General features: G+C 71.6%; 17 protein-coding genes. 7 read left to right on the top strand and 10 right to left on the bottom strand.

The features are described from left to right. Positions 1–92: 92 nt before the first annotated feature. Both ACFYMP_RS31850 and ACFYMP_RS31845 read right to left on the bottom strand, forming a co-directional pair. The gene (locus tag ACFYMP_RS31850) at positions 93–593 is read right to left on the bottom strand and encodes an ATP-binding protein (RefSeq protein ID WP_388864126.1); all 501 of its coding nucleotides are present in this window, start codon (positions 591–593) and stop codon (positions 93–95) included. A 306-nt stretch (positions 594–899) separates the two neighbouring features. Next, complete coding sequence (locus tag ACFYMP_RS31845; protein ID WP_388864124.1) at positions 900–1,268, bottom strand: STAS domain-containing protein; 369 nt, start codon at positions 1,266–1,268, stop codon at positions 900–902. Positions 1,269–1,673: 405 nt separating this feature from the next. On the opposite strand from ACFYMP_RS31845, the gene ACFYMP_RS31840 reads away from it, so the two are divergent. Further along, positions 1,674–2,615, top strand: coding sequence for an RNA polymerase sigma factor SigF (locus ACFYMP_RS31840; RefSeq protein ID WP_388864122.1), 942 nt, complete (start codon positions 1,674–1,676; stop codon positions 2,613–2,615). A 149-nt stretch (positions 2,616–2,764) separates the two neighbouring features. On the opposite strand, the gene hutI is transcribed toward ACFYMP_RS31840, so the two are convergent. The 4 genes from hutI to hutU are packed head-to-tail and all read right to left on the bottom strand — an operon-like array spanning position 2,765 to position 8,254. Next, on the bottom strand, positions 2,765–3,940 hold the full coding sequence (gene hutI, locus ACFYMP_RS31835) for an imidazolonepropionase (RefSeq protein WP_388864120.1): 1,176 nt from the start codon (positions 3,938–3,940) through the stop codon (positions 2,765–2,767). Next, positions 3,937–5,328: a formimidoylglutamate deiminase gene (locus ACFYMP_RS31830; RefSeq protein ID WP_388864146.1), complete on the bottom strand. Its 1,392-nt coding sequence runs from the start codon at positions 5,326–5,328 to the stop codon at positions 3,937–3,939. The genes hutI and ACFYMP_RS31830 overlap by 4 nt, the downstream gene beginning before the upstream one ends. Then, entirely contained in the window at positions 5,325–6,557 is a 1,233-nt protein-coding gene (locus ACFYMP_RS31825; protein WP_388864118.1) for an allantoate amidohydrolase, read from the bottom strand. The genes ACFYMP_RS31830 and ACFYMP_RS31825 overlap by 4 nt, the downstream gene beginning before the upstream one ends. Next, a complete protein-coding gene (gene hutU / locus ACFYMP_RS31820; protein ID WP_388864116.1) occupies positions 6,554–8,254 on the bottom strand; it encodes a urocanate hydratase in 1,701 nt (566 codons plus the stop codon). The genes ACFYMP_RS31825 and hutU overlap by 4 nt, the downstream gene beginning before the upstream one ends. Positions 8,255–8,549: 295 nt before the next feature. Here hutU and ACFYMP_RS31815 point away from each other — a divergent pair, with 295 nt between their 5' ends. Together ACFYMP_RS31815 and ACFYMP_RS31810 are read left to right on the top strand one after the other, a co-directional pair. Further along, a complete protein-coding gene (locus ACFYMP_RS31815; RefSeq protein ID WP_388864114.1) occupies positions 8,550–9,122 on the top strand; it encodes an RNA polymerase sigma factor in 573 nt (190 codons plus the stop codon). Continuing rightward, positions 9,106–10,122: a CU044_5270 family protein gene (locus ACFYMP_RS31810; RefSeq protein ID WP_388864112.1), complete on the top strand. Its 1,017-nt coding sequence runs from the start codon at positions 9,106–9,108 to the stop codon at positions 10,120–10,122. The genes ACFYMP_RS31815 and ACFYMP_RS31810 overlap by 17 nt, the downstream gene beginning before the upstream one ends. A 227-nt stretch (positions 10,123–10,349) precedes the next feature. Here the strand turns inward: ACFYMP_RS31810 and ACFYMP_RS31805 are convergent, their stop codons facing one another. The 3 genes from ACFYMP_RS31805 to ACFYMP_RS31795 all read right to left on the bottom strand — a co-directional run bounded on the left by ACFYMP_RS31805 (position 10,350) and on the right by ACFYMP_RS31795 (position 11,472). Then, complete coding sequence (locus ACFYMP_RS31805) at positions 10,350–10,643, bottom strand: hypothetical protein (RefSeq protein WP_388864110.1); 294 nt, start codon at positions 10,641–10,643, stop codon at positions 10,350–10,352. 77 nt (positions 10,644–10,720) lie between these two features. After that, positions 10,721–11,062, bottom strand: a complete 342-nt coding sequence (locus ACFYMP_RS31800) for a hypothetical protein (protein ID WP_388864108.1) — start codon at positions 11,060–11,062, stop codon at positions 10,721–10,723. Further along, on the bottom strand, positions 11,059–11,472 hold the full coding sequence (locus ACFYMP_RS31795) for an ATP-binding protein (protein ID WP_388864106.1): 414 nt from the start codon (positions 11,470–11,472) through the stop codon (positions 11,059–11,061). The genes ACFYMP_RS31800 and ACFYMP_RS31795 overlap by 4 nt, the downstream gene beginning before the upstream one ends. 218 nt (positions 11,473–11,690) lie before the next feature. Here ACFYMP_RS31795 and ACFYMP_RS31790 point away from each other — a divergent pair, with 218 nt between their 5' ends. Genes ACFYMP_RS31790 through ACFYMP_RS31780 form a run of 3 tightly spaced genes read left to right on the top strand, consistent with a single transcriptional unit; the run spans position 11,691 to position 13,027 of the window. Then, positions 11,691–12,563: a helix-turn-helix domain-containing protein gene (locus tag ACFYMP_RS31790; RefSeq protein ID WP_388864104.1), complete on the top strand. Its 873-nt coding sequence runs from the start codon at positions 11,691–11,693 to the stop codon at positions 12,561–12,563. Between the two features lie 14 nt (positions 12,564–12,577). Next, positions 12,578–12,775: a DUF397 domain-containing protein gene (locus ACFYMP_RS31785; RefSeq protein WP_388864102.1), complete on the top strand. Its 198-nt coding sequence runs from the start codon at positions 12,578–12,580 to the stop codon at positions 12,773–12,775. Between the two features lie 3 nt (positions 12,776–12,778). Then, positions 12,779–13,027 carry a DUF397 domain-containing protein gene (locus ACFYMP_RS31780; RefSeq protein ID WP_388864100.1) on the top strand — a complete coding sequence of 83 codons (249 nt, stop codon included), beginning with the start codon at positions 12,779–12,781 and terminating at the stop codon, positions 13,025–13,027. A gap of 212 nt (positions 13,028–13,239) precedes the next feature. Here the strand turns inward: ACFYMP_RS31780 and ACFYMP_RS31775 are convergent, their stop codons facing one another. Continuing rightward, entirely contained in the window at positions 13,240–13,944 is a 705-nt protein-coding gene (locus ACFYMP_RS31775; protein ID WP_388864098.1) for a hypothetical protein, read from the bottom strand. 356 nt (positions 13,945–14,300) lie between these two features. Between ACFYMP_RS31775 and ACFYMP_RS31770 the strand changes: the two genes are divergently transcribed. After that, positions 14,301–14,843 (top strand): hypothetical protein, encoded by a 543-nt coding sequence (locus ACFYMP_RS31770; protein WP_388864096.1) that lies wholly within the window; start codon positions 14,301–14,303, stop codon positions 14,841–14,843. Positions 14,844–15,697 lie beyond the last annotated feature (854 nt).

Genomic DNA, 15,697 nt, shown 5'->3' with positions numbered 1-15,697 from the left:
CGGACACCCCGCGTCACCGACGCGGCACCGGCGTCACCGACCCGCGGCGTCACCGACACCCGGCGTCACGGACGCCCGGGGGTCCGGTCGTATCAGGCGGGTGCGGCGACCTCGGCCCACACGCGTTTGCCGGGCACTCCGGGGACGCGCAGGACACCCCAGTCGATGGAGAGCCGCTGCACGATGAACATGCCGTGGCCGCCGGGGCGCCCGGCCCGGTGCGGGGTGCGGGGCGCGGGCTCGCCGCTGCCGAGGTCGGAGACCTCGATACGCAGGGTCTTGCCGTCGGTGGAGACGAGGACCTCCTCGGGCCCCTCCGCGTGCAGGCAGGCGTTGGTGACCAGCTCGGAGACGACGAGCAGGACGTCCTCGGCGGCGGCTTTGCGGTCCGCGCCCTCCGCCGGGGTCCAGCCCCATTCGCGCAACGCCTCGCGGGCGAAGTCGCGGGCCATCGGCACGACTCCGCTGGCGCCCACGAGGGTGAGCCTGCGGGTTCGCCGCCCGACGGCGGCGGCCGGCCCGGCCCCGTCGTCAACGCCGGACCCGCCCTGTTCCGGGCGGTCGTCCGGCAGTTGCGGCCGGGTGGTGCTCATCAGCGCTTCACCTCACCGATTCGCCAGTTCTGAGTGCACACACTTCGACAATTCGTGTTGTCGGGCCCGCATGGGGCACGAGCCCGGTTTCTGCCAGGGTCCTGGGTTACTGCTCGGCCCGCGGGGCCGCCCGTGCGACGGGTGCGGTCCGTGGGGCCGGGTATCGAGGGCTACGTGGATCTCCTGCCCGGCACGTCGCCCGGGACACCTGCCGATCGGCCGCCCGCGCGAGGGGCCTTCCGGGCACAGGGCAACGCCTGACCGCGCGTGTCCGCCGGGCGCGGGGGCGGACCCCCGGGGCCGGGTTCAGCCGGCGAGCGCGTCCTCGACGGTGGCGTGCACCGTGAAGACCGCGTCCGCGCCGGTGATCTCGAACACCCTCGCCACCACGGGCTGCATGCCCGCGAGGTGGATGCCGCCGCCCGCCGCCTCCGCCTTGAGGCGGGCGCCGAGCAGGACGTTGAGCCCGGTGGAGTCGCAGAACTCCAGCTCGGCGCAGTCGATGGCGATCTTGACCTTGCCCTCGTCGAGGGCGGCCTCCAGTGGTTCGCGCAACAGCTCGGCCGTGTGGTGATCCAGCTCACCGGCCGGCGTCACGACGGCCCAGGGCCCTTCGGTGCGCACCTCGACGCGAAGCCGTCCCCGGTTCGCGCTGCCGACCGTCCCGCGGTCCATGCCCTATGTCTCCCGACCGTTGTCACGGCGGCCGGCGCACTGCCGCGCCCACCGCTTCTCCACTCCACGCCGCCGCCCCTTCGAGCGGTGCGGCGGCTCTGACTCACGTACTGGCTCGCGTGCCGGCGAGCGCCGGCCCGGTGCCGTCCCAGTCGCTGACTCAGCGCTGATCCCAGCTGACTGACCGCTGCTGAGCGCATACCGCCGCCCTCGAACACTACGCCTTCGTTACCTCTCTCGGTACCCGAACATCCCCCCGAAAAGGGACATTTAGCCACAATTGGCACTTGCGGCTGGTCAGTGCGAACCGGTAGGGCTAGAAGCACAGCATTCGACACGGCCGGCTTTGGAGGCGCCGCACACCGCAGTGCACGTATTGGCATCGGCAGCCATATGCCGAGAACGATGGAGGACATCATGTCACCCCAGCTCGACGCATCGCAGGCGAAACCGGCGACGTCGACCATCCCCACGCAACGCACGGAGAGCGCGGATCCGGGGGCCGCGGCCCCTGCCGCCGGACCCCTCGCGGAACTGCCCGGACTGGCAGACCTGCCGACGATCCCGCCGTTCGATCAGGTGGGGCCGCTGGACGCACGGGCCCTTTCCAAGACCCTCTTCGAGCGGCTGGAGCTGCTGGAGGAGGGCACGCACGCCCATTCCTACGTACGCAACACCCTGGTCGAGCTGAACCTGGCCCTGGTCAAGTTCGCCGCCTCCCGGTTCCGCTCCCGCAGCGAGCCGATGGAGGACATCGTCCAGGTCGGCACGATCGGGCTCATCAAGGCGATCGACCGTTTCGAGCTGACGCGCGGTGTGGAGTTCCCCACCTTCGCGATGCCGACGATCATCGGTGAGATCAAGCGCTTCTTCCGTGACACCTCGTGGTCCGTGCGGGTTCCGCGCCGGCTCCAGGAGCTGCGGCTCGACCTCGCGAAGGCGGGTGACGAGCTGGCGCAGCGCCTCGACCGGGCGCCGACGCCGAGCGAGCTGGCCGAGAAGCTCGGCATCCCCCGCGAGGAGGTCGTGGAGGGCATGGCGGCGAGCAACGCGTACACCGCGAGCTCGCTGGACGCGCAGCCCGAGGACGACGACTCGGAGGGCGCCCTCGCCGACCGGATCGGTTACGAGGACCACGGCCTGGAGGGGATCGAGTACATCGAGTCCCTGAAGCCGATGATCGCCCGGCTGCCGCAGCGCGACCGGCAGATCCTGAGCCTGCGCTTCGTGGCCAATATGACGCAGTCGGAGATCGGCGAGGAGCTGGGCATCTCGCAGATGCACGTCTCCCGCCTGCTGTCGCGCACGCTGGTGAAGCTGCGCAGGGGCCTGACGCTCGACGAGTAGTCCGCGCCCCGCTCTCTTTCCGTGCACTGCTGCTGTGCGTGAAGGGCCCGCCCCGAACGGTTTCGGGACGGGCCCTTCCGTGTGCCCGGTACCCGCACGTGCCATGGGCATGTCCGGTGGGTCCGGACTCTTTCCGGCGGCGCGCGCTCTCAGACCTCGCGGACCCCGGCGCGCCACACCTCGGTCACCAGCGGCACCCCGGGCCGGTAGGCGAAGTGGACGTGGCTGGGCGCGTCGAGGACGGCGAGGTCGGCGCGGGCCCCCGGGGAGAGGCGGCCGACGTCGGCGCGGCGCAGCGCACGGGCCCCGCCGGCCGTCGCGGACCACAGCGCCTCGTCGGGTGTCATCCCCATGTCCCGTACGGCCAGGGCGATGCAGAACGGCATGGAGGAGGTGTACGAGGAGCCGGGGTTGCAGTCGGTGGACAGCGCGACGGTCGCCCCCGCGTCCAGCAGCCGCCTGGCGTCGGGCCACTGGGCGCGGGTGGAGAACTCGGCGCCGGGCAGCAGGGTCGCGACGGTGGTGCCCTGGGCGAGGGCGTCGACGTCGGCCTCGGTGAGGTGGGTGCAGTGGTCGGCGCTCGCGGCGCCGAGTTCCACGGCGAGCTGGACCCCGGGCCCGTACGTGAGCTGGTTGGCGTGCACGCGCGGGATCAGGCCCTTGGCCGCCCCGGCGGTGAGGATCGCGCGGGCCTGGTCGCCGTCGAAGGCGCCCTTCTCGCAGAACACGTCGACCCAACGGGCGTACGGGGCGCAGGCGTCGAGCATGGGCCCGGTGACGAGGGCGACGTAGCCGGCCGGGTCCTCGGCGTACTCGGGGGCGGGGATGTGCGCGCCGAGGTAGGTGACCTCGTCGGTGTGGCGGGCGGCGAGGCGCAGCGCGCGGGACTCGTCCTCGACGGTCAGTCCGTAGCCGGACTTGGTCTCCTGGGTGGTGGTGCCCTGGCGCAGGCCCTCGTGGAGGTGGCGCCGCAGAGTGGCCTCCAGCTCCGTGTCGGTGGCGGCGCGGGTCGCGGCGACGGTCGTCCGGATGCCCCCGGCGGCGTAACTCTCGCCGGACATGCGGGCGTTGAACTCGGCGGTGCGGTCCCCGGCGAAGACGAGGTGGGAGTGGGAGTCCACGAACCCGGGGATCACGGCGCGGCCTTCGAGGTCGCGGACGGTGTCGGCGGCGGGCGCGGCGGCGGCCGGCCCGGCCCAGGCGACGTGCCCCTCCTCGATGAGGAGCGCGGCCCTCCCGATCAGGCCGAGGGGGCTGCCGTCGCCGGTCTCCGGGTCGTTGGTGACGAGGCTGCCGATACCGGTGAGGAGGGTCGTGCGGCTCATACGGGGTGGTCCTCCTGGGCGTACAGCGCGGTGATCGCTTCGGTGAGGGCGCGGGCGGGGTCCTCGACCCGGGTGTGGCGGCCGTCGCGGACGAGGTGGCGGCCGCCGACCACGGTGTGCCGCACGTCGGCGCCGGTGGCGGCGAACACGGCGGTCTCGGCGCCGAGTGGGGGCGGGGCCCCGGCGGTGCGGACGGTGTCGAGGGCGATCGTGGTGAAGTCCGCGAGGGCGCCGGGGGCGAGACGGCCCGCGTCGTCCCAGCCGAGCGCCGCGTGGCCGCCGGCGGAGGCGGCGTCGAGGAGGGCGGCGGCCGGCCAGTGGCCCCGGGTGCGGGTGCGCAGGCGTTCGTCCAGTTCGAGGGCGCGGGCCTCTTCGAACAGGTCGATGACGGCGTGGCTGTCGCTGCCCAGGGACAGCGGGCTGCCCGCCTCCTGGAGGCGGACGGCGGGCCCGATGCCGTCGGCGAGGTCGCGTTCGGTGGTGGGGCACATGCAGGTGCCGGTGGCGCTGTCGCCGAGGAGGCGGACGTCCTCCTCGGTGAGGTGGGTGTTGTGGACGCCGGTGGTGCGGGCGCCGAGGACGCCGTGGTCGGCGAGGAGGCGGGTGGGGGTGCGTCCGTGCGCGGCGAGGCACGCCTCGTTCTCGCCCGTCTGCTCGGAGAGGTGGACGTGCAGGGGCGCGGAGCGTTCCCGGGCCCATGCGGCGACGGTGGCGAGCTGCGCGGCGGGCACGGCGCGCACGGAGTGGATCGCGGCGCCGATCCGGGTGTGCGCGTCCTCGGCACGGACCAGCGCGTCGGCGCGGGCGGCCCAGCGGTCGGCGTCGCCGTCGCTGAAGCGGAGCTGGTGCGGCTCGGGCGGGGCGCCGAAGCCGGCCGACAGGTAGGCGGTGTCGAGCAGCGTGATGCGGATGCCGGCGTCCGCCGCGGCGGCGATCAGCGCCTCGCCCATGGCGTTGGGGCCGGCGTAGGGCGTGCCGTCGGCCTGGTGGTGCACGTAGTGGAACTCGCCGACCGCGGTGATCCCGGCGAGCGCCATCTCGGCGTAGACGGCGCGGGCGAGCGCGTAGTAGCTGTCCGGGGTGAGCCGGGCGGCGACCTCGTACATCGTGTCGCGCCAGGTCCAGAAGGTGCCGCTGCCGCGTTGCACGCGCGAGCGCAGCGCGCGGTGGAAGGCGTGCGAGTGGGCGTTGGCGAGCCCGGGGAGGGTCAGCCCGCGCAGGGCGGTCGCGCCGGGCGGCGGCGCGGGGACACCGGTGCGCACGGCGGTGACGCGGCCCGCCGCGGTGTGCAGGACCACGCCGGGCTCGGTACGGGTGCCGAGCCAGGCGTGTTCGAGCCAGTAGACGGCCTCGGGGACGCCGCTTGCCGTGCCCGGGGGTGGGTTCAGCGGCACGCCAGTTCCTCCAGTACGTCGGCGAGGGCCGTGACCCCGGCCAGGCAGTCGGCCTCGTCCGCGTGTTCGGCGGGCGCGTGGGAGACGCCGGTGGGGTTGCGGACGAACAGCATGGCGGTGGGGACGGCGGCGGAGAGGATTCCGGCGTCGTGTCCCGCTCCGGTGGGCAGGACGGGCACGGCGCGTCCCTCGCTCTGCCGGCCGAGGACCTTGCCGAGTTCGGTGCGCAGGGCGTGCCCGAACTCGACGACGGGGGTGAAGGACTCGCGGACGACGTCGAGGTCGACGCCCTCGCGCGCGGCGGCCTCCCGGGCGGCCCCCTCGATCGCGGTGACGACCGAGTCGAGGGTGGTCTGGTCGGCGGCGCGCGAGTCGAGCCAGCCCCGGACGAGGGAGGGGATGGCGTTCACGCCGCCGGGGACGACGGCGATCTTCCCGAAGGTCGCGACGGCCTGGGCGAGGGCGGCCTCGCGGCGGGCGGCGAGCACGGTCTCGGCGTACGGCAGCATCGGGTCGTGCCGGTCGGCGAGCCGGGTGGTGCCCGCGTGGTTGCCCTCGCCCCGGAAGTCGAAGCGCCAGCGGCCGTGCGGCCAGATGGCGCTCGCGATGCCGACGGGGTCGCCGGTCAGGTCGAGCGCCCGCCCCTGTTCGACGTGGAGTTCGACGTACGCGGAGATCCGGGCGAGCCGTTCGGGGTCGGCGCCGATCGTCTCCGGGTCGTGTCCCGCGGCCTCCATGGCGCGCGGGAGGCTGATGCCCTCGGCGTCGCGCAGCGCGTACGCCGCTTCCTTGGTGAGCGCCCCGGCGCTGAGCCGGGAGCCGACGCATGCGAGCCCGAAGCGGGCACCCTCCTCGTCGGCGAAGTTGGTGACGGCGAGGGGCCTTGCGGGCCGGGCGCCGCGTTCCCTCAGCTCGTCGAGGGCGGCGAAGGCGCTGACGACGCCGAGCGGCCCGTCGAAGGCGCCGCCGTCGGGCACCGAGTCGAGGTGGGAGCCGGTGACGACGGCCCCCTCCCCGCGCGGGTCGCCGAGCCAGGCCCACTGGTTGCCGTTGCGGTCCTCCTCGTAGGTCAGCTCGCGGTCGGCGGCCTGCTGCCGGAACCAGTCGCGCGTCTCGGTGTCGGCGGGCGTCCAGGCGAAGCGGCGGTAGCCGCCGGAGCGGGTGTCGCGGCCGAGCGGGAGCAGGTCCCGCCACATGCCGGTGAAGCCGGTGGCGGGGCTCATGCGTCGGTGCTCCCGGCCTCTGCGGTGCTCCCGGCCTCCACGCCGCCCTCGCGCATGGGGATGCGCACGCCCTTGGCCTCGGCGACGGCCTCGGCCTCCTCGTATCCGGCGTCGACGTGCCGGATGACGCCCATGCCGGGGTCGTTGGTGAGGACGCGGCGGATCTTCTCGCCGGCCAGCTCGGTGCCGTCGGCGACCGTGACCTGCCCGGCGTGCAGGGAGCGGCCCATGCCGACGCCGCCGCCGTGGTGGACGGAGACCCAGGAGGCACCGGAGGCGACGTTGACCATGGCGTTGAGCAGCGGCCAGTCCGCGATGGCGTCGGAGCCGTCGCGCATGGCCTCGGTCTCGCGGTACGGGGAGGCGACGGAGCCGGTGTCGAGGTGGTCGCGGCCGATGACGACGGGCGCCTGGAGCTCCCCGGAGGCGACCATGTCGTTGAAGCGCACGCCCGCCACGTCGCGCTCGCCCTGGCCGAGCCAGCAGATGCGGGCGGGCAGCCCCTGGAAGTGGACGCGCTCCTGCGCCATCTTGATCCAGCGGTGCAGGGACTCGTTCTCGGGGAAGAGGTCGAGGATCGCCTTGTCGGTCTTGTGGATGTCGCTCGCCTCGCCGGACAGCGCGGCCCAGCGGAAGGGGCCCTTGCCCTCGCAGAACAGCGGCCGGATGTAGGCGGGTACGAAGCCGGGGAACGCGAAGGCGCGCTCGTACCCGGCGAGTTGGGCCTCGCCCCGGATCGAGTTGCCGTAGTCGAAGACCTCGGCGCCCGCGTCCTGGAAGCCGACCATGGCTTCGACGTGGCGGGCCATGGACTCGCGGGAGCGGGTGGTGAACTCGGCGGGCTTCTCCTTCGCGTACGCCGCCATGTCGGCGAAGTCGACGCCGACGGGGAGGTAGGCGAGCGGGTCGTGCGCGGAGGTCTGGTCGGTCACGATGTCGATGGGCGCGCCCTCGGCGAGCATGCGCGGCAGCAGTTCGGCGGCGTTGCCGAGCAGTCCGATGGACAGCGGCTTGCGCCGGTCGCGCGCCTCGGTGGCCAGCTCCAGGGCGTGCGCGAGGTTGTCGGCCCTGACGTCGAGGTAGCGGTGCTCGATACGGCGCTCGATGGCGCGCGGGTCGCAGTCGACACAGATCGCGACGCCGTCGTTCATGGTGACGGCGAGCGGCTGGGCACCGCCCATGCCGCCGAGCCCGGCGGTGAGCGTGATGGTCCCGGCGAGCGAGCCGCCGAACTTCTTCGCGGCGACGGCGGAGAAGGTCTCGTACGTCCCCTGGAGAATCCCCTGCGTGCCGATGTAGATCCAGGAACCGGCGGTCATCTGCCCGTACATGGTCAGGCCCATGGCCTCCAGGCGCCGGAACTCCTCCCAGTTCGCCCAGTCGCCGACGAGGTTGGAGTTGGCGATGAGCACGCGGGGCGCCCACTCGTGGGTCTGCATGACGCCGACGGGCCGCCCGGACTGGACGAGCATCGTCTCGTCCTGCTTGAGGGTGCGCAGCGTGCGGGTCATCGCGTCGAAGGAGTTCCAGTCGCGCGCGGCCTTCCCGGAGCCGCCGTAGACGACCAGCTCGTCCGGGTGCTCGGCGACCTCCGGGTCCAGGTTGTTCTGGAGCATCCGCAGCGCGGCTTCCTGCTGCCAGCCGAGGGCGCTCAGCTGCGTGCCACGGGGGGCGCGGACGGGGCGGGGTCCTGCCATGGGATGCCTCCTGGATAGGCCGGATGACCGACGGCCCGCCCCCCGGCCCGGCCCACGGGACCGGCCCCGGGTCCCGGACCGCACTCATAATTCAATTCACATACTCGCGCTCTGAATACTCTTAGTCAATGGGGTGCGCCGGGGACCGGTCGCCGCGGCGAGCGGGGACACGATAGGCGCCACTGCGGCGCGGCCGTCGGTAGCGGGGCTGCGGCCTGGCCACGTCCCGCTCAGAATTCTGCGGCCTGGACGTAAGAGAGGGGGAGCCGCCGACATATACAAGAGTGGAGGGGATGTGGACAGAACAAGTGACGAGCAGCGCTTCACCGCTCTGTACCAGGAGTACAGCGGGGCGGTCGAAACCTATGTGCGGCGCCGGGCCCATCCGGACCAGGCCGCGGACGTGGTGGCCGAGGTGTTCCTGGTCGCCTGGAGACGACTGGACGAGGCCCCGGCCTCCAGCGAGCTTCCGTGGCTGTACGGGGTGGCGCGCCGGACTCTGGCCAACGCGTACCGGGCGGACGACCGCCGCAACTCCTTGCTGAGCGTGCTGGCGGCGCAACCACAGGGCACCGTCGAGGATCCCGCGGCAGAGATAGCCGAACAGCTGCACCTCGTGCAGGCATTCGACGCCCTGAGCGAGCAGGACCAGGAGGTGCTGCGTCTGACCTTGTGGGAGGGGTTGCGGGCCCGCGAGGCCGCACGTGTCGTGAGCTGCTCCGTCCCCGCCTTTCACGTACGGCTGCACCGCGCCCGCAAACGGCTGCGCGCCGGTCTGGCCCAGGCGCCCGGAATCCCTTCCGGCTCCACGACGAACGTGCCCCTCACCGGGGCGTCCTTGGCGATACGAGGTGACCGCAGTGCGTGATACGGATCAGCTGCTCCGGAAGCTCGACCCGGGACAGGCATGTGCCCGGTCCTCGCTCGACGAGCAGGAGGCAAGACTCCAGCAGATTCTGCGCACGTCCCGGCCGGCGCCCCACAGGCCGCGGGGGCCTCACTGGTCCGGTACACGGAAATGGGGTGTCGTTGCTGTAGGGACGGCTGTCGTCGCCGCGGCGGCGGTGGTCGGCCCCCAACTGTTCCGGTCCACGGCCCAGCCCGCCTACGCGGTGACGCCCCCGTCGCTGGCGCTGCGGCATCCGAGCGGTTCGGCCCAGGATCGTCTCGATGCGCTCGCCGAGAAGGTGGCCGAGCTGCCGGATGAAAGCGCCACCGGGACGCAACGGTTCGTCCAGGACAGTTGGTCGCTCTCCACCCGTATCGACGGCGAGCAGGTCACCTCCGCCGTCGTCCCCGAACGCCGGGTGACCGTGAAAAAGCCCGACGGCTCGAAGACATGGCGGGTCCGCAGCCAGAAACCGCAGTTCCAGAACGAGCAGCAGCGCAAGAGGTGGAAGGACGCGGGAGCCACGGGAGAGAGAACGGTCTCGTACTCGGGTTCCTCGGGCCCTGCGGACTCCTCCGATCCGCGCACGCACCGGCCCCCGACTGACACGGAGGGGATGGAGCGCTGGCTCCGGACGGGCTACCACGGGTCCGGGCCCGGCGAACTGTTCGACTCGATCGCCGAACGCTCCGTCGACACCGCCTTCACGCCGAAGGAACGGTCCGCCCTGCTGCGCGTGCTGGCCCATACCCGGGGCGTCGCCTACCGCGGCGCGGTCGAGGACCGGGCCGGCCGCAGCGGCCTGGCCTTCTCGGTCAACTCCCGGTACGGAGGGCTGCCCAAGACCCAGACCCTCGTCTTCGGCCCCGGCGACGGAAAGCTGCGCTCCTACGACGAACAGCTGACGAAGGACGCCGGCGCCCTGAACGTCCGCGTACCTGCGGTCACGCTCTACATCACCTACCTCGAAGAGGGGTGAACTGCGCCGGGGGGGGCGCCGGCTGCCGCCGACACCCCCCGGTCCCGCGCAGGCCGTGGTCAGGACGTCGCGAAGCAGTCCGCCCTGTTGTCCAGCGAGGCAGAGAGGGCCGTGGAGGAGGAGTGGGCCTTCTCCACCCAGAGGCTGTCGAAGGGGGAACAGCTTCGGTCGTCACCGCTCGTCGTACGCACGTTTCCGGCGCGCGCCGCGTCCGCCCGCTCCCGCACTCAGCCGTTTCCGCCCGCCGCGCCCCTGAGTACGGCGGTCAGTCGCTCGGCGGCGGGGAGGTCGAGGCCCCCGAGGGTGACGGCGGCCTCGCTGTCGCACCGTACGCAGTCCGGGTGAAAGAAGGTGTCGAGGAAGGCGCCGTCCGCGACCGCCCGCACGGCCTCCGTCAGGCGCCGGGCGACGACGTGCGCGGTGCGCCAGTCACCGAGGTTCACGCCGGGCCCCAGCGGCGGCGCCCCGAGGAGCCCGCCGAGCCGGGCGGCGGTCACGACGTCGGCCTCACCGAGGAGCAAGGAGCCCTCCGCGCAACGGAGTTCAGGTAATGCCAGTCCGTGCGAGGCGAGGGCGGCGCGCAGAGCGGGGGCGGGGTTCACGGGGTCCTCCAGTGGACGCAGAAGGGGTTGGTCTCGTTCTCCAGCAAGGGCAGTACGCGCACGGGGTGGACGCTCCAGAACCAGATGCCGCACCCCGCGCGCACCGAGTGGCGGTACGGCAGGCCGGCACGCAACAGGCAGGCGGCCGCCTCCCGTTCACGGTGGTTGCCGAGCCAGGCCCAGGCCAGGTCGAAGGCGTCCCGGTCGAGTTCCGGGGTGACGGCGCGCACCGACTCCCGCATCCAGTCGACGGCGGCGGCGGGCGCGACGGCCGTACCGGACACCGGGGCGCCCGGCCCTTCGCGGCGACACCAGTAGGCCCGGGGCAACGACGTCATGAACCACCCTCCTGACGGCAGTCGAACTCGGCCCAGACGGACTTCCCCCGACCGTCCGCGCCCAGGTCCACGCCCCACCTCGTGGCGATCCCCGCGACCACGAGCAGCCCACGCCCGCCTTCGGCCGTGTCACCGGGCGTGACGGGACACGGCCGGACGCCCTCACCGTCCGCGACCACGAGCCGCACGGTACCGGCGGTACGCCCGAGGGTCAGGACACATTCCCCCGCCTCGGTGTGCCGTTCGACGTTCGCGAGCAGTTCGTGCGCGCAGAGGGCGACCTCACGCGCCAACTCGGCCCCGCACCAGCGGCTTACGGCCCCGGCGACGAGGCGGCGCAGAGCGGCCAGGTCCTCCGGTCTGACGGTGATCTCGCGCCGGAATCCGGCGAGGGGGACGAGAGTTTCCACGACTCCTCCAGGGCAGGACAGAGAGATCACCGTTGACGTGGAGTGATGAACCCGTTGCCGAAGGTGAGGGGTACAGAGTGGCCCCACCACAGCATCCACCGCAAGCTCTGTGCGTAACAAAGTTGGAGATAGCTGAACTTGCGAACGACCGTTCGAGGTAGGCGTCATCGTTGAGATGCGGCAGACTGGGCCCGAAAGCAGCATGAAGGAGGCAGGAGTTGGCAGGTCATCCGCGTCCGACCGTCCGACGGCGCAAGCTCGGCTCGGAGTTCAAGCGCCTGCGCGAGGCGGCCGGCGTCAAGATGGACGACGCGGCCGAGCGCATCGGCGGCGACAAGTCGAAGATCAGCCGCCAGGAGAACGGCCGCCAGGGCATGAACAAGCTGGAGGCCGAAGCGCTGCTCGACCTCTACGGAGTGGAGGACGAACGGCTGCGCACGGCCCTGATCACGATGGCGCGGGAAGGGCGTCGGAAGGGGTGGTGGGCTCAGTACAGCGACATACTCCAGGCCCGGCTTGAGGAGCAGATCTCCATCGAGTCGGATGCGGCCAAGATCCTGGCCTTTCAGTCGCTGCTGATCCCCGGGCTGTTCCAGACAGCTGAGTATGCGACAGAAGTCATCCGGTCGTTCGACAAGGGAATGTCCTCGGAGAAGGAACTGGATTCTCTAATCTCTGTCCGTATGACGCGCCAGGAGATCTTTCAGCGCGTCAACGCCCCACACCATGTATGCATCCTCGATGAGGCAGTGTTGCGCCGCGAGATCGGCGGACCCGGGGTCATGGCTGCTCAGCTCGACAAGCTGATCGAGGTGAGCAACCCGCCCAAGCTGACCATCCAGGTGATTCCGTTTGGTCAGGGTTGGCACCCTGGCCTAAGCGGGCCCTACACGATCTACTCGTACCCAGACCCGATGGAACTCGATGTGGTGAAGATCGGGTATCTGGATGGATCGCTGTTCCTTGAAGAGGACGCGGCAGTCGAGCGCTTCCGGCTCGCTTTCGATGAGCTCCGTGCCTCCGCGCAACCCGTGCGACAGTCCCTGGAACTGATCCGTACAGTGGCGCGAGGATACCGCCAGAGAACCTGAAGGACGGAAGCAACATGATCCGGCACAACCTCCCCTCGCTTGCTTGGATCAAGTCCTCGTACAGCGACGACGCCGAAGGACAATGCGTGGAGACCCAGGCGACGCAAGACGGACTCGTGGCGATCGGCGACAGCAAAAACCGCCCCCTCGGCGCCCACCTCTTCACCCCCGCCGCCTGGCAGACCTTCGTCAGCGACGTCCGCGAGAACTGATCAGTGACTGAACCGAGAGCGCAGAACGCGCCCGGAGGCGAGATACGTCCCGTCAGCCTCCTCGCTCATTCCTGGCGTAAGTCGTCGTACAGCAGCGACGGTTCAGGAAACTGCGTTGAGACGCAGCCCACAGGGGGCGGGCACATGGCGATCCGGGACAGCAAAAACCGCCCCCTCGGCGCCCACCTCTTCACCCGCGCCGCCTGGCAGACCTTCGTCAGCGAGGTACGCGACAGCCGCACCGGCAGGTGACCGGTCGGACGCGGGGCGAGGACGACTGGCTGACGGACACCCGCGCGTCCTACGACACCGTCACCGCCGACTACGCGGACCTGACGCGGAAGCTGCTGGACGAGACGCCGGAGGAGCGTGCAGTTCCGGCGCGTGGAAGACGGAGGGCTACGGCGGGCACTCGATGAAGGTCCGCGTCCACCGCCGCAGGCCCGGACAGGTGGCCGACTGGCTCAACGAGGGCGGGCGGTTTCGCTGTCGATTCGCACCGGACGCTCAGCTCGGCGGAGAGCGCCCCCGGCGGCATCCTCCTCGCCCACCGCCGGGCCGGTCCCGGCACCGGCGCCCGTACCCGAGTGTCCCGAGTGTCCTGAACGCTCCCGCGCCGGATCGGTCCGCGCCCGGGGACGGAAGCGGCGTCTGCGGACCTGACTGTCCCGTCGCCGGACCGGAGCCGCTTCAGCGGTTACGGCTACGGCCACCGCCGGCCCGGCCCCCCGTCGGCCTCGGGGACTGTCGTCCAACAGGGCCTTCGCGAACGTCCTGTGGTGGGCGGCGAGCCACTCCTGTACGCGGTCCCAGCACACGTCGTTGTGGCACAGCATCGTTCCGCCCTCCGGATCGGCCAGGGCCCGGGGCCACTCGGTGCCGCTGTCGACCGGGACGCCCGCACTCGCCTCGTGCAACCGCCGCAGAAGCTCCCCCACCGATCTCAGCGCGGTCTCCGTCATCGCCCAGCGCGGAAACGGCGGCAGGGCGACGTCACCCGGGATGTAGGTCAGCTGCTCCCGACCGTCCCCGGTGAGACGGAGCGGCGTCGGGGCCGCGTCGAAGCCGTGCTCCCTGAGCGCGCGGAGGTGGGCGTGGAGGGCGCGGGCCGTACTCGGTGCCGGGCGTTCCACCAGGGCGCCTCGTCGTAGGACCGCACCCGTGTTCATCAGGCCGCCGGCCAGTGTTTCGCCGCCCGCCGCCCACGTCCTCGGCCGTCATGCGGAAGACGTTACCGCCCGGTCCGAGCGTGGACGGGCGGGGCGGAAACACTCCGGGACACAGGGCCCGCGCCGTGGCCCAGCCCGCCCTTGTCGCACCCGAACCACAGTCGTCGTCCCCCCTGCCGAGGCGGCGCCGGAAAGACCGGTCACACAGCCCAACAGGCAGGCGACGCATACCACTTCATCGCCATAAAGATGAGTCACCGTAAAGGTGATAAACCACCACACCCCACCTCAACCGGCGTCTAGTCTACGGAGGACACGCCGTGCTGCCCAGCGCGGCCGTCCGAGGAGGAAAGCCTGTGTTATCTCCCTGCGGTCCTCAGCACGCTCCCGCCGGTGACGTCGGCGCGGCGCTCATGCTGCTCGACCACCGGAGCAAGACCATCCACGCGGGCAGGACCGAGGCCGATCCCGAAACAGACGCGATGATCGACCAGTTCATCGAGTCGCTGGGCCCCGGCGGAGCGGACGACCTGCTGGACGGCACGTGCACGCTCATCTACATGTTCATGACGTGGCTGCGGAAGGCCCACGAGGACCACGACAAGGACGTCATCGAGTACGTGGTGCCGACCTTCGTGGCCTCGATGCGCATGATGCCGAAGAGCTGTCCGCCCGAGGTGATCCCCACCATGACGGGCATGATCGTCGCGGCGGGCATCGGCCTGAGCCCCAGCCTATGGCGCAAGCAGTACGGGGACTGGACCAAGCAGGAGATGAACGCCCTCGAAGCCGCGACCTTCCTGCTCTCGGAACACATCAACCGCATGACCGAGGACGAGGATTTCGCCGTCCGCCTCATCACGGAGGCCCTGACCCGGACCGAATCAGAAGAGGACTGACGCACCGGGCAGCGGGCCTTACGGTCTCGGCGTGTGACGCGGACCGATCTCGCGTGTGACGCGGACCGATCCAGGCGTGTGACGCGAGCCGGTCTCGCCGCGTCCGAGCTTGAGTGGTCTCGCCGGGGGGCGCGCCCCGGGACGGACTCGCTTATCCATCAGGCCACTTGCGTGCGTGTACCGGCGGGCAGCGCTCAGCGCGTCCGATCCGAGGGGATCACGGCCGCGCCTCGTCCCGCGCCCGCGGTCGAAACCATCTCCAGCACCGCGCGACGGAGCCGCCGAGCCCGTCGTCCCGCCCCGGGGCGGGGGCTTCCGCAGTCAGCGCCCCGGTCAGATGGCGCGGACAAGGCGCAGCAAGACCGAGCCCTCTCCCTCGTCCGCCCCCCGCTTGGAGCCGGCCCGCCGGGTGCGTCACCGGGTCGCGGGGGTCCGCGACCCGGTGGGGGGCGTCGTGGTGACGGGCGTCGTGGGGGTGGAGGGCGCGGGTGCGGGCGACATCACCCCTTAAAAGGACGGGAGAAGAGGACCTTCCTACCCTCCTGCCGGGCCCCCGGCCCCACCTCAGCCGTAGGGCGCGGGGACTCACTCATAGGGGTGAAGAGGAACGTTCAGGCAGGTATCGGGCCGATCGCGCGGACATAGGCTCGGCCCGCACAACCCCTCTCCAGCACCACAACTTCAGACGTCGTACGCCATACGCGGCACACACGAATATGGCCCCCGCAGGGACGGGCATCCCGGCGAGGGCCTGACCACTTCGGAAGAGAAGAGCTTCCTCATGGCTGGGACCCAGCTTAATCGGCGCTCCGCGCCCTGTCGCGGAGTCACGCACTCCAACCGCCGACACACCG

It is taken from the genome of Streptomyces sp. NPDC007088 (genome assembly GCF_042869355.1).
Classification (GTDB): Bacteria; Actinomycetota; Actinomycetes; order Streptomycetales; family Streptomycetaceae; genus Streptomyces.
The sequence above is the reverse complement of the archived record's forward strand: the minus strand, read 5'-3'. Positions and strand labels throughout refer to the sequence as shown.